This is a genomic window from Shewanella surugensis, assembly GCF_023284005.1.
Taxonomy (GTDB): domain Bacteria; phylum Pseudomonadota; class Gammaproteobacteria; order Enterobacterales; family Shewanellaceae; genus Shewanella; species Shewanella surugensis.
In genome coordinates this window covers 17,576-30,147 of sequence record NZ_JAKIKS010000010.1, presented here as the reverse complement: position 1 = coordinate 30,147, position 12,572 = coordinate 17,576, and the positions used below count along the sequence as shown (strand labels likewise).

General features: G+C 40.7%; 17 protein-coding genes. 9 read left to right on the top strand and 8 right to left on the bottom strand.

Going from position 1 to position 12,572, the window contains the following annotated elements; translation table 11 throughout:
* Positions 1-30 precede the first annotated feature (30 nt).
* From L2764_RS04165 to L2764_RS04125, 9 genes are all read left to right on the top strand, one after another.
* On the top strand, positions 31-678 hold the full coding sequence (locus L2764_RS04165) for a secretion protein EspA (protein ID WP_248938987.1): 648 nt from the start codon (positions 31-33) through the stop codon (positions 676-678).
* 78 nt (positions 679-756) lie between these two features.
* Positions 757-1,323 carry a type III secretion system translocon protein SseB gene (gene sseB / locus L2764_RS04160; RefSeq protein WP_248938986.1) on the top strand — a complete coding sequence of 189 codons (567 nt, stop codon included), beginning with the start codon at positions 757-759 and terminating at the stop codon, positions 1,321-1,323.
* Positions 1,324-1,354: 31 nt separating this feature from the next.
* Positions 1,355-1,936, top strand: coding sequence for a type III secretion system translocon protein SseB (gene sseB, locus L2764_RS04155; RefSeq protein ID WP_248938985.1), 582 nt, complete (start codon positions 1,355-1,357; stop codon positions 1,934-1,936).
* A 37-nt stretch (positions 1,937-1,973) separates the two neighbouring features.
* Positions 1,974-2,435: a SycD/LcrH family type III secretion system chaperone gene (locus L2764_RS04150; protein ID WP_248938984.1), complete on the top strand. Its 462-nt coding sequence runs from the start codon at positions 1,974-1,976 to the stop codon at positions 2,433-2,435.
* Positions 2,432-3,964 carry a type III secretion system translocon subunit SseC family protein gene (gene sctE / locus L2764_RS04145; protein ID WP_248938983.1) on the top strand — a complete coding sequence of 511 codons (1,533 nt, stop codon included), beginning with the start codon at positions 2,432-2,434 and terminating at the stop codon, positions 3,962-3,964. Before L2764_RS04150 ends, sctE begins: the two co-directional genes overlap by 4 nt.
* Before the next feature lie 41 nt (positions 3,965-4,005).
* The gene (gene sseD / locus L2764_RS04140) at positions 4,006-4,632 is read left to right on the top strand and encodes a type III secretion system translocon protein SseD (protein ID WP_248938982.1); all 627 of its coding nucleotides are present in this window, start codon (positions 4,006-4,008) and stop codon (positions 4,630-4,632) included.
* Positions 4,633-4,692: 60 nt separating this feature from the next.
* Entirely contained in the window at positions 4,693-5,076 is a 384-nt protein-coding gene (gene sseE, locus L2764_RS04135; RefSeq protein WP_248938981.1) for a type III secretion system effector protein SseE, read from the top strand.
* A gap of 152 nt (positions 5,077-5,228) precedes the next feature.
* On the top strand, positions 5,229-5,660 hold the full coding sequence (locus L2764_RS04130; protein WP_248938980.1) for a hypothetical protein: 432 nt from the start codon (positions 5,229-5,231) through the stop codon (positions 5,658-5,660).
* 4 nt (positions 5,661-5,664) lie between these two features.
* Positions 5,665-7,356, top strand: a complete 1,692-nt coding sequence (locus L2764_RS04125) for a hypothetical protein (RefSeq protein ID WP_248938979.1) — start codon at positions 5,665-5,667, stop codon at positions 7,354-7,356.
* 62 nt (positions 7,357-7,418) lie between these two features.
* Here L2764_RS04125 and L2764_RS04120 read toward each other — a convergent pair whose 3' ends face one another.
* From L2764_RS04120 to L2764_RS04085, 8 genes are all read right to left on the bottom strand, one after another.
* Positions 7,419-7,799, bottom strand: coding sequence for a hypothetical protein (locus L2764_RS04120; RefSeq protein WP_248938978.1), 381 nt, complete (start codon positions 7,797-7,799; stop codon positions 7,419-7,421).
* Positions 7,800-7,964: 165 nt separating this feature from the next.
* Positions 7,965-9,008 (bottom strand): EscU/YscU/HrcU family type III secretion system export apparatus switch protein, encoded by a 1,044-nt coding sequence (locus L2764_RS04115; protein ID WP_248938977.1) that lies wholly within the window; start codon positions 9,006-9,008, stop codon positions 7,965-7,967.
* 9 nt (positions 9,009-9,017) lie between these two features.
* Complete coding sequence (sctT, locus tag L2764_RS04110; protein ID WP_248938976.1) at positions 9,018-9,806, bottom strand: type III secretion system export apparatus subunit SctT; 789 nt, start codon at positions 9,804-9,806, stop codon at positions 9,018-9,020.
* The gene (gene sctS, locus L2764_RS04105) at positions 9,806-10,078 is read right to left on the bottom strand and encodes a type III secretion system export apparatus subunit SctS (RefSeq protein WP_248938975.1); all 273 of its coding nucleotides are present in this window, start codon (positions 10,076-10,078) and stop codon (positions 9,806-9,808) included. The genes sctT and sctS overlap by 1 nt, the downstream gene beginning before the upstream one ends.
* Before the next feature lie 68 nt (positions 10,079-10,146).
* A complete protein-coding gene (gene sctR, locus L2764_RS04100) occupies positions 10,147-10,797 on the bottom strand; it encodes a type III secretion system export apparatus subunit SctR (protein WP_248938974.1) in 651 nt (216 codons plus the stop codon).
* Positions 10,798-10,891: 94 nt separating this feature from the next.
* Positions 10,892-11,740 carry a type III secretion system protein SepQ gene (locus L2764_RS04095; protein ID WP_248938973.1) on the bottom strand — a complete coding sequence of 283 codons (849 nt, stop codon included), beginning with the start codon at positions 11,738-11,740 and terminating at the stop codon, positions 10,892-10,894.
* Entirely contained in the window at positions 11,727-12,161 is a 435-nt protein-coding gene (locus tag L2764_RS04090; protein WP_248938972.1) for a hypothetical protein, read from the bottom strand. The genes L2764_RS04095 and L2764_RS04090 overlap by 14 nt, the downstream gene beginning before the upstream one ends.
* Entirely contained in the window at positions 12,151-12,555 is a 405-nt protein-coding gene (locus tag L2764_RS04085) for a hypothetical protein (RefSeq protein ID WP_248938971.1), read from the bottom strand. Before L2764_RS04085 ends, L2764_RS04090 begins: the two co-directional genes overlap by 11 nt.
* Between the last annotated feature and the right edge of the window lie 17 nt (positions 12,556-12,572).

The window sequence follows — 12,572 nt, the reverse complement described above, 5'->3', positions numbered from 1 at the left end:
TTTTTCTAACAGTAACCAAATAGAGAACAGATGATGCTAATAGACACACACAACAAGGGAAGTATTAGCATTATTGATAAACAGCGCTCAGATGAGGCTAAGTTTCAAATAGCAAGTCGTGGTGATCCTATGTTCTCTAAAGGTATTGCTTTTTTATACTTGTTTTTAAATTTATTATCTGAAATGGCTGATGCGCAATATCAGCAAATGCAGAATAAATCTGATATCACTCGAAAAGCGCAAAGTATGGCCAATCGAGTCGACAGTCAAATAGCCAATGTTGCTAAAGACTCAGAGAGCAAGGAAGTGCTCTCTGATGATGTCTACCAGTATATGTTAGATAACAATATTACGGTCAATGGGCAAAGCATTAAAGACTATGCCACCCAACCGGATAAAGAAGTCACGACCATTGTGCCACAACAATCTATGGTACGAGATGGACGCCTGACAAAAGATATGAGGTGGGAAACCCTTTTTGTTGAAAAAACAGAAACAATTACCTATCCAGAGGGGCAAAAATCACTCGTTCAAGGTGAGCTAAAAGCAGTCAAAGCCGCTTTAGAAACAGTTTCAAATCAAGTATCTGACTATGTTTCTCAATCGCAACTGCAACTGCAAAAACTCATGCAAACCTACAATGTCACAGTGAGTTTAATTAACAGTATGCAAACCTGATGGCTGATATGAATAAATCCATTGCTCAAAACATTCGTTAATTAAAATAAGTCCATTATCTATTAATGAGGAGTTTCTATGTCAACAGTAATCAATACAAACTCGATACGTGATCAAAACCGAACCGACTACCAACAGAATTACATTTCTCGTCAAGGAGATAATGTATTATCTCGCGGTATTGCCGTTATGTATATGTTCATGAATCTGCTGTCCGAGATGGCCGATTCTATGTATGCCGGCATGCAATCCCAATCTGATATTACTCGTGAAGCACAAAGCATGGCCAATAGGGTTGATAGCGCTATCGCCAAAGCCGCGAAAGACGGTGACAAAGGCGAAGCTTGGCTGGATGCCGATGTCTATAATTATATGCAAGCGAATAACATTACAGTCAACGGTATGAGTATCAGCGAATACGCTAATACCGCTGGGGGTGGTAATACTCGATTCGATCAAGGTGAATTGAAATCAATAAAATCGGCTTTAGAAACGGTTTCTAACCAAGCCTCAGATTATGTGTCTCAGTCACAACTGCAATTACAAAAGCTGATGCAAACCTACAATGTCACGGTCAGTTTAATTAACAGCATGCAAACCATGCTGGCTGATATGAATAAATCCATTGCTCAAAACATTCGCTAACCCTTTGTTAACTTATTAACAGGAGAAATCTATGACAACCATCAGTAATACCAATTCGATACGTGACCAAGACCGAACCGACTATCAGCAAAATTACATTTCTCGTCAAGGAGATAATGTATTATCTCGCGGTATTGCCGTTATGTATATGTTCATGAATCTGCTGTCCGAGATGGCCGATTCTATGTATGCCGACATGCAATCCCAATCTGACATTACTCGTGAAGCACAAAGCATGGCCAATCGGGTTGATAGCGCTATCGCCACAGCGGCTAGAGACGGCGATAAAGGCAGTGCTGCAATCGATCAAGCCACTTACGAGTACATGTATGACAACAATATCACTGTTAATGGTCAATCAATCAATGATTACTTAGGCATCAGTGGAGGTAAGTCTACTAATGTCAGTGGCATAAAAAAAGACCAAGGTGAGCTGAAATCCATTAAATCCGCTCTAGAAACCGTGTCTAACCAAGCCTCGGATTATGTTTCTCAGTCTCAATTGCAACTGCAAAAATTAATGCAAACTTATAACGTTACAGTGAGCTTAATTAACAGCATGCAAACCATGCTTGCCGACATGAACAAATCTATTGCACAAAATATTCGCTAGCAACTGATTTTAAAATAGTTAACAACAAGGCTCCCTTATGAAACAAGAAGAGTTCGATACCTTACAGCAATTTCTCAAACGTGGCGGCTCATTGTCAATGCTAGCTGATACTAGCCCACAAGATTTAAGTACGTTATATCAATATGCATTACAACTGATGGCTTGCCATGACTTTGAAGCGGCTAAACGTATATTTTATCTACTCATGCGTCTCGATCACTGGAGCCATGATTATAACTTTAACTTAGGGCTATGTTATCAGCAAACAGGGGCCCATGAAGAAGCCATTTTTTGTTTTGGGCGCGCAGGTACCATTAAAGTCGACACACCGTATCCGGCGTATCAAGCTGCACTCAGTTATATCAAACTCGGCAATCACACTGTGGCCCGTAATGCCTTAGATGCAGCACTCATATGGTGCCACAACCATGCCCATTATGCTGATATAAAAAAAGATGTTGAAGTTCAGCTTGCCAACGTAAAAGGAGCCACACAATGACAACGAGTGTTCAAAACGATACCAATAGCTTAATTAATCCAACATTAATTAATGGGGTTGAATCAACCCAAGCCACATCAAAAGCGATACTCCCTAATTGGAAAAATAGCTCTAACGCTTTATTTCAACAGCAATCTCAACGTAATGCTAATGTCAGTATGAAACAAGCGGATCAAGCACTTCAAAATATTTTCAGCCAATTCAATGCCTTAATCGATAAAAATAGCAACGGTGAGGAAGGTGGCCAACCCTCTAAAATCGCCATGAGTCTTGCTCTGATGGAAAAATCATCAATGGACACCATGATGCTAATGGCCACGAACCTTGGATTAGCCACATTTTCAAATTCTGCAGAAGCTGCAGCTAAGTCAATGTCAATCCAAACCGAAACTCAAATCTACCTCAGAAATGAGCAAGATAAAGCTTTTCAAGAGCAGCTAGCCAAGAATATCGAAGCCGCCGATCAATCCAAAAAAGGCGGCATAATACAAGTCGTCTTCGATTGGGCTATTGCCACTGCTGAAGTCATTTATGGTGTCGCTAAAGTCATTGGCGCCGTTGCATCTGGCGATGTCGTCGCGGGTGCTGCAGGCGGGGCTTATATTATGGCAGGCCTTGCCGGTATGGTTAAAGCCACTGCTGAAACACTCATTCTCATGGCTGACGAGCTTGGGCTTGATGACAAAGACATAGAAAAACTGAAACAAGTCGCCGATATCGCCGGAAAAGTTCAACTGGCTCTCGAAATTACTGCCGCTGTCATCGACATAGTTCAAGCAGGCCGAGCCATCAGCGCCGCGCGGGGTGCAACAACTGCCGCAACCAAAACCGCCATGACACAAGCCGCGCCACAAATCGCAGAGCAAGCCACTAAAGTCGCAGCAGGTACTATTACTCAAAAAGTGGCCACTCAAGCAACAAAAGCAATAGCCGAAAATGTGGCACAGCAAGTCGCTCAACAAGTCGCCCAGACAATCGCCACCGAGATGCCCAAAGCCGTTGCCACCGAAATGGCCAAAACCATGGCAAAAGAACTCGGTAAGGAATTTACGGAAGAGTTAACTAAAGAACTAGTTCAAGAAACTATCAAACGCGCAGTTCGAGAAGCAGTAGAACAAGCCGCCGAAGTCGCAATAAAAAAAGCCGTTGAAAAAGGTGTGGTCATGACCGCACAAGAAATCACTAAGGTCGCGGTTAGAAACTTGACGATGAACATAATAACAATATGCATGGAGGCGGCAACGTCTGCGGCATTTACCACCTTAAAAGGTACCGCCCAGGGTGTGTCTCAAATCACAGTAGGCGCCATCAAATTAGAAGTTGCGGATCTTAAAGAAAAAATTGATCAACTGCTTTTAAAACAAGACTTTCTACAATGGTGTTATCAATGGTTTGATGACATGAAAAAACAACAAACTAAAATGCTAGAAGATGCGGTGAGTAAAAGCGGTGATACCTTAGACAGTGGCACTCAAAGCATCCAACAATCAGGCAATATACAAGCACAAATCGCCGCGAGCGCTGTATAGCCCCCTAACACATTAGATAATAAACATAAGAGAATGAAAATATGACAACACCTATTGATACAAATTCAGTCGATCATGGCTCAACGGTCAACAGTTACGACGCTGGCTACTCAAGTGGCATGGACGCTATTTCACTCATGAATGAAATCATGGTACAAATGCAAGATCTGCTAGAAGAACTTCGCGATATGATGCAAAAGTACAGTCAATCCCAAAGCGAACTGGGCTGGGAAATCCAAATAGCAGGTATTGAAAAAAAGAAAGAGGGAATTGAGGATGCTTTTAATGCTGCAAAAGATGGTGCCTGGGCCAGCATTGGAGCCGGAATAGCTGGAGTAGCAGGCGGTATGGTCGCGGGTGCTGGATTAAGCAATATGGGCCTACTGTCTAAGGTGTCTCAAGCTGGAGGTCAAGTCTCTCAATCTATGGCTCAAGCGGGTGGGAAAATTGCTGAAGGTGCTCAAACTATGAAATCAGCTGACAGTACAAAAGAAGCTGAAGATAAAAAAGCCAATGCTGACTTAATCATGACAGGGGCACAGCAATACAGCAAAGACATCAGTGAATTAAGAGATCTTATTCAGAAAGTGCGTCAGCAATTACAGTCGATGACCAAAGATTTAGTCGAACTAAAAGCCAAAATGGACAACTCAGTTAATATTCGTTAGTCACTCATGATTATTTAATCTATAGCCAATGATTTCATTGGCTTTATTTAGGAGAACATTATGGATCCCGTTACGCGTTATCTCGCTCGTCAAGGCATACAAACCACAGATGACTATTTTAAAAACAGTGCATTACATTGGGGCCAACGCTGGGAACACCCTATGTGGTCTCTAGTATATCGTGTCGACAATGACGTGCTCATTTTTTGTGAGTTTAAGAGTAAAGGTGATCCTGTTGGGATCAGCAGCGCAGTCTCACAATTTATCAATAAAATACGTATTATGCGCCGTGAAATAAAAGAGATTAATGAAATAAGAGGCTTAATCATCGAAGATGGTGGCTTACCCGAAGACAGGTTAACCCGTCAAGTCTTTAGAAAACAGTTTCTTTTACAAGGCGCTCAAGAAAGAATCATCGATGGCGATAACTGGTTGATTTACTAATATAAAAATAAAATAATCGACTTTAAATTCACATAGTTATATCAATAACTTAATAAAAAAATACTAATAAGCTTGTAATTAAAGCAACAGTTTTGAACCTAGATGAAAAGTGATGAGTAATGTTCAACCCCCAACAATCGCAGGAAGTAACCATGACTAATGTCATAAATATACGAACCAACCAAGCTTTTCATCAATTAATAGAAGCTTTTTTTAAACATCAAGCATTGCCCTACAAGCACAATGATATTTATGATTTAGCCCTCACATTACCAGGCGAGGAAGCGACTCCGCTGGTCCTCATGCCGTTAACTGAAAAAGAGGGGTTATTCTTATCCAAAGTCATTTTAGAGACTGACATCGATATCACTCTGCTGACATTTTTTATGGATCGTAATCAGTGCAATATCCAATCGACTGTCCGCTATGCACTCAATACCGATCCCCAAGGCCAGATCCACATTATGGCTCAGTGTCAATTTAATCTTCAGGCCATGGAATTACCTGAATTATTAAGCCTCTATGACAACTATGTCGCAGAATTATCCACCATGTCCAATCAACTTAAAATGATAAAGAGGTAACATTATGCCAGTCGGAATAACAAGTGAACAAGCCACGGCATTAGCCACTAATCCCTATGCGGAAAAAGGTGATTTAACAGTACAAAAAGCGAGTTATAAAGAAGATTTAGCAACAGTTAAAGAATTCATTACTACAGTTAGGGCCCAGCAAACTGATTCACAAATAACACTCACTCCCAAACAAATGACAAAAGCTGTGCTGTCTTTACCTGATTTTAAGGCTAACGGCACATCAGACACCCACTACAGTAGTACGGCTAGAAAAATTCATGAGTTTGCGCACAGCATAAGAACCAATGCAGCACAAGAGCCTCAATCAGATAGAGACAATAGCCGAGTCAATAATCAAGTCAATATACGTAATACCATTTTACAAACACTTGAAACACAAGACAGCATAAAAATAAAAGGTAAAGACTTAGCTTTTGAATTTACGGTTAAACCGTTCCAAAATAGTCGAACCCCAGTTAATGGTGGCACAATTGAAAGCCAAACTTCTATGTGGAGTCCTGGTATCACCAGCTTAAGCGGAAAACACACCAGTAAATTAACAGGTTCCGAAATTAATACCGCAAGCCCTAAAACCTTTTTAAGCAATCCAATGATACGCTCAGTTAAACCAACCGCAACTTACGGACTGGACTTTATCCAAAAAGACGCTTTCCAATTTGGACGCATGGGCTTCTTGCAACCAGGGCAAGATAGCACCATCAATAATCAAATCGATATCCTACAAAAAAGCACAGGTAAAGCAGTTGGCGGACGTCATTTTGACTTACGTTTAATGAACCCAGATCAAAATAAAAAAGCATTAGCACAACATCAAGCGACAATTGATAGGGCCAATGACATACGGAAAATGGAAGGAAAAGCCCCCATAAGTACTTGTACAATCCCAATCAACCAAAATAAAATGACTTTTGGAGACGAACTCAAGCAAGCCCCAGTAATGCTTGGTAACTTCATAAAGCATAACGGATTTTCATTTAAAAGTTTAGGAGTCATTATAGCCACAGCTATTGCAGCACCTATCGCCTTGGCTGTTGCGGCTGTCGCAACCCTAACAGTTGTACCCGCCATATACCTAAACTCTCTTCGAAACGATACTATCAACATTGGTGCAATGATTGAATGGCTAGAAGCGAAAGACGGGATAACTAACCAACTTCAAGAATTTGAAGCAATCCATTTGGAACTACAGGAACAATATCGTCTTAATCCTACAGAAGAGCTAAAATTACAATTAGAGAATGCCACCCAATTATTACAAAACACTGAAAAACTCAAAGCTGCCATCTATGACAAAATAAATGATGGTGAAGGAAATGCCCCTGATGGTATGGAAGGCCTAATGCTGTCTGCAATGATGATGAAAACTGCCGATGCTCTAGGTATGTCAGTAACAGAAGGTTGTAAGAGTAATAAAGACAGAGCAACTATTGTTGATATGATGGTTCAAGCACTTGAGTTTAAGAATAAAGATAACCCAGATAGTGAATATGAATTATTAGATTTTAGGGAAAAAGAAGACAGAACAATCTTTAAAGATATTGTTATTAACGCCGCAACTCGTGAAACATCACTCAATAACACAGGAGTTAATGGCAATTTATTCTACTCAGGTGATTTACGCACAGTCTTAGGCAGTGATGGATTAAGAGCTTTTACTGGTGATGCCGCACCGAAAACAGAGTAAATAATTATAATGATAAAAAACAGCCATCATATTGATGGCTGTTTTTTATCATTGACTTTTGCTCATGATGCGACTGACTCTTCATCTGATGCATCTTCCACATCACCTTCAGATGCAGCCACAACAGTGTCTTCAACAGGAGGATTTAATATCGCATCCAGAGGTGGCATAATGTCCCTATCGACAAAAATCTCCAAATCTTTCATTAAAATATTTTTTATTTCATTAATATCGACCGTTTGATTGTCGAGGGATCCCGCTTGGATCACCGTCATCAACTCTTGGCTTATCGAAAGTAAATCTTCTTTTATGGTCGCTTGTAATTTAGGTAAAATAAGACCTAACTGAATACAAAATGCAATGTCATCTGACTCTCCTCTGTTTAGATTTAAAAGCCATCCACCGACAGCGGATGTGATAACAGACCTAAAGTTGTCGCACATTCACTATACGCAATGAAAAAATATAATCTAAAAAGGGAAAGGGACGATAAAAGAGGGATTTGATGATTGGCTATATGATTATTAATGACTTATTGCAGCTAAAAGCTATCATCGCCTCGATGATTAATCATACTTGAAACCGCATTATCAGCATGTCAGTCAAGATTACTCTTCATCATATTCAACGTCCATAACCAGACGCAGTAACTCCGCAACCGGTTCAAACAGGCTTTCAGGGATCACATCACCCGATTTCACTTCTTTATATAGCGCTCTGGCTAAAGGCACATTCTCAACAATGGGCACTCCCGCCTTTTCAGCCATTTTAATAATATGCAGCGCCATGTGATCTTTCGCTTTCTCTATCACTTTTGGCAGTGGAGTTTCCCCTTCTTTATAATAAATACACACCGCAAAATGCGTAGGGTTTCTCACCACCGCCGTCGCCCTCCTCACGTTCCCAGCCGCGCCACTGTTAATCTCTCGTCCGACTTCCTTACGTTTATGCTTCATTTCAGCATTACCTTCTGCATTTTTATGCTCTTGCTTAGTATCCTCTTTAGACATTTTCAATTGCTTCATCACGGTAAAACGCTGAAAACCATAATCGGCTAACGCAAAGACTAAATAACAGGCAATAAAGCTCATCCATAACCAAGTGCCCATTTGAAAGGTCACCATCAAACCACACGTCTCGCCACATAAAGGCAAATACTGAAAAGAATTCACATAGCGATGCAATAAATAATAAAAAACACAACTTAACACAATCACTTTAGTTAAATTTTTAGCAAACTCAAATAAACTCTTAAACGACACCAACTGCTTGGCATTTTGCAGTACATTTAACTTCTTAAAACTAGGCATGATAGCTTTCGATGCCATTAAAGGACCAATTTGAATCAAAGTGGTGATCACCGTTGTTGCGGCCAACAATAAACCTAAGCCACCCACATAACGGATGAACAAATCGACAAATTCATTAATTACTAAGCCAGATGCTTCTTCTAAAGGCAAATTCACGCTGCCTATCATGACATCGATCATGTGAATAATGGCTTGTAGCATTTCACGGCCATTATAAACAAAATAGCTCAAAATCACTGCCATTTGAACGCCCGTCAGCACTTCTTGGCTCTTAATAACCTGCCCTTCTTGACGGGCATCTTTAATTTTCTTGGGGGTGGGTTTCTCTGTTTTTTCTGACATGGCTAAACCCTAATTCCCAGTGCCAAATAAAATAAACAACTGACCTATTTCTTTTTCAAATTTATGAATTTGTTGTAAATAATGAGAAAGAGAAAAATTGATACTATAAAGCAGTAATAATAGCACTAAGCCACTTTTAATCGGCATGGCTAAAAAGAACACATTCAATTGCTGCGCAGAGCGATTCACTAAGCCTAAGGCTAAATCGACTAAGATCATGATCACAATCGCAGGCATGGCAAAACTTAAACACAGTGTTGACATCAATTTCCATTGCTTATTAATAAATGAGAGCAGATCGGTGGAAAAAAACAACTCCGAACCCGGAGGTAACTGGTTATAAGATTGATACAAGGAATTGAGCAGTTCATTAAAACCCCCAGACACTAAAAAAAGCACCGTTAGGACTTGCGTGAAAAGAATACCGTAAATAGAAGATTGGACATTCATCAAAGGGTTTAACACTGTCGCCATCGATGCACCACGCATGTTATCGATAACAAATCCTGCCATATCAATAGCCCAAAAAGGAATGGCAGCACAAAAACCTAATAAGAAGCCAATAATAATTTCTTTGGTAAATAGCTTCACCAGAAACCACATATCCCCTTGTATTAAAGTATCTTGCATATCACTCAATACCGGAATAACCGGCATGGCAAATAGAAACACTAACGCATTACGAATTAAGGTACTGCTCATTGCCCCGCCTTTAAAAATAGGCAGTAAGAGCATCATGCCTAATGGTCGCATCATACATAAAGCCACCACGGGCAAATGTAGCAGCGGATTATCCATTAACTGCCCCGCATGTGGCTGATTTGATCAAATGTCATGGTGGCATAACTCAGCAACGCACTTCCCATCCAATGATAAGAAGCGACCAAAGTGATACATACCGCCACCAGCTTAATCAAAAATTGCAGGGTCTGATCTTGAATTTGTGTCAATGCTTGAATGAGACTCACCATCACACCGACCACCGAGGCGACCACAACAACGGGCAATGATAATAGCAGTACAATCCACAGTAATTCAGAAGTCAGCTTAATAATTATCGCTTCACTCATAAAAAGGCATCCTTAGTGATCGTAGAAAAACAAGCCATTCAGGCACGACGTTAATGAATAACCTCTACTCATGAGAAAGACACCATTAATTGGCCAATGAGCTTTTCCCAACCACCCATCAAGATAAAAATAAGTAATTTAAAGGGCAAAGAAATTGTCATGGGTGACACCATCATCATCCCCATCGCCAATAAGATATTCGATACCACTAAATCAATCGCAATAAAAGGTAGGTAAAGTAATAAACCGATTTTAAAGGCTTCGATTAACTGACTTAACGCGAATGCGGGGATCATTACCAATAATGAATCTTTTGATAAAATATCATGATATTTTTGCGGCCAAATTTTTTGGCCAACATTAATGAAGAAATAAGACTGTTTCGCACTCGTATTACGTTGGAGAAATTCTCGATAAGGGACTAAAACTTGCGTATCCACCTTTGCCATTAAATCGGGATCATCAAGGGTAATAGGTGAGACTTCTATACTATCATTCACCGCCATACCAATGGGTGCCATGGTAAATAAAGTTAATACCAGCGCTAAGCCATAAATGGCCATATTAGGGGGTATTTGCTGGATCCCTAATGCATTTCGTAACATCGCAAATACGATGGCAAGCTTAAGAAATGACGTGCCCATTACTGCAAATAAAGGCAATAATGATAAGCCAAACAACAAAAGTATTAGCTGAAAAGGTTGATCGAGTATCGCCATCAGGCATCTCCTTTAGTCTAGGATGCCATGATGACGTTATTCTGTTTCTATCTCTATCAGGTGAAAACCTGACATCAATAAAGCAAGAACACATTCAACAATATTGTTCTATTTGCACCAAGAGCCCCCCTTTACCTCTTAATAACTTGCCGATAGCCACAGGTATCTTGTCATGCATAAGCTGTAACTGACTAAACATATTGATTTCACCTGACAGACGATCACCTTCCATCATGCTACCAATTTGGGCAAGCGATAATCTAATCGTCGCCAGCGTTGCAATGACTGGCTGATAAATAAAATCCAACTTATAACCCATCTCTTCAATAACGATCCCATTCACATCGATATCATCAAGCGACACCGCTCCCAAAGGACGATCCCACCACAACAAAGATTGACCTTGCTCAGGTTTAACATCACCTTTAAGCCATTGTCCTTCACTCACTTGAACCAGTTTAACCTTACCACTTGATTGCTCTAAATATCCCGCCACTAAGCTCAATTCCACCAGTGGATCTTGCCCTCGAAAAGGAGACCACTGACTGATCATTTCTTGATATAAATCCACCGGTACTTGAAGAAAGGCACATTCATAAGCCTCTAAAGTAAATAATGGATAAATATCATCCGCTAATACCATCGCAGTGGGAGTGGGCTCAAGTAATTCTCCCAACCATTCTCCTGCTGGTTCGAATAATACCGCTGAGACGCAAGCGAGTAATTCATCAGGTAAACTGCTGGGCTCTGGCAATCCAGAGTAAGTTTCTACCATTTGCTGCCAATCAGCATGACGACACCAGACTCCCACGCCTTGCGGTTGTCCAGTCAGCTGCCAAAAAAAACCATCACCCGATGAACGCGCCAATTCAATTTTACAACGTTCATCTTGTAATCCAGTACCAATTAACTGACTCAGGTTTAATAATTCATTCGCCGACATGCTTTACCTCCAATGTCACAGGAATTGGACGAGCTTGTAATTGCTCATCTAACTTAATTGCAACCTTATTGAGCGCTTTCTCTTGCCTTTCATTGGCAGGGAACAGCTTTATCACCGCTTGACCTTGACGATAGCTTGCTTGAATAACGAGCCCCATCATCGGACCATTCAATAGTCGATAGCACAGCGCATCACCTTGGCGCATGATCTCAGCACTCCCTCGCCGAACAACACCACCATCATGATTAAGCATGTCCAAGCCCGTTTTATCTATGCCATTACGAGTTTGCTTATCTAAGTCATTAGACACTGACATACAACGAGAAAAACGATGACGTAACTCGGGATCGGGTTCCCCTCGCTCCTCGACCGACATGACTCTCATGAAATGTGACGAACCGATACTCAGATTATTGCTCATCAATTACCACCTTCAGTTTCTCTTGATCTTTTATGAGTTTTTGAATATCAAAATTCAATCGCACTATGGCTTGCTCCACCTCAGATAGCTTCTCTTTATGCTCCTGAATAGATTGCGCTAATGCGCGCTCTTTTTGGTAACGTCTCGCCAATACCAGTTTAAAATCATCAAACTCACTCGGAGTCAGACTGTCTTCAGGCAAACTTTGCTGACGAATAGCCATCAACACCGCTTTACGCTCCTCAGTCACATTGGCAATATCTTGTCTAATATCAGCACATACCGCTTCCAATTCAACGAGCTTTCGTCTTGATTTTCTTTCTTTTTGCTTACGAATAGTCACTAAACGCGCTAATAATTGCCTGTCAGCTTCATCGATAACTAATGCTGACATTCGACATTACCGGAAAA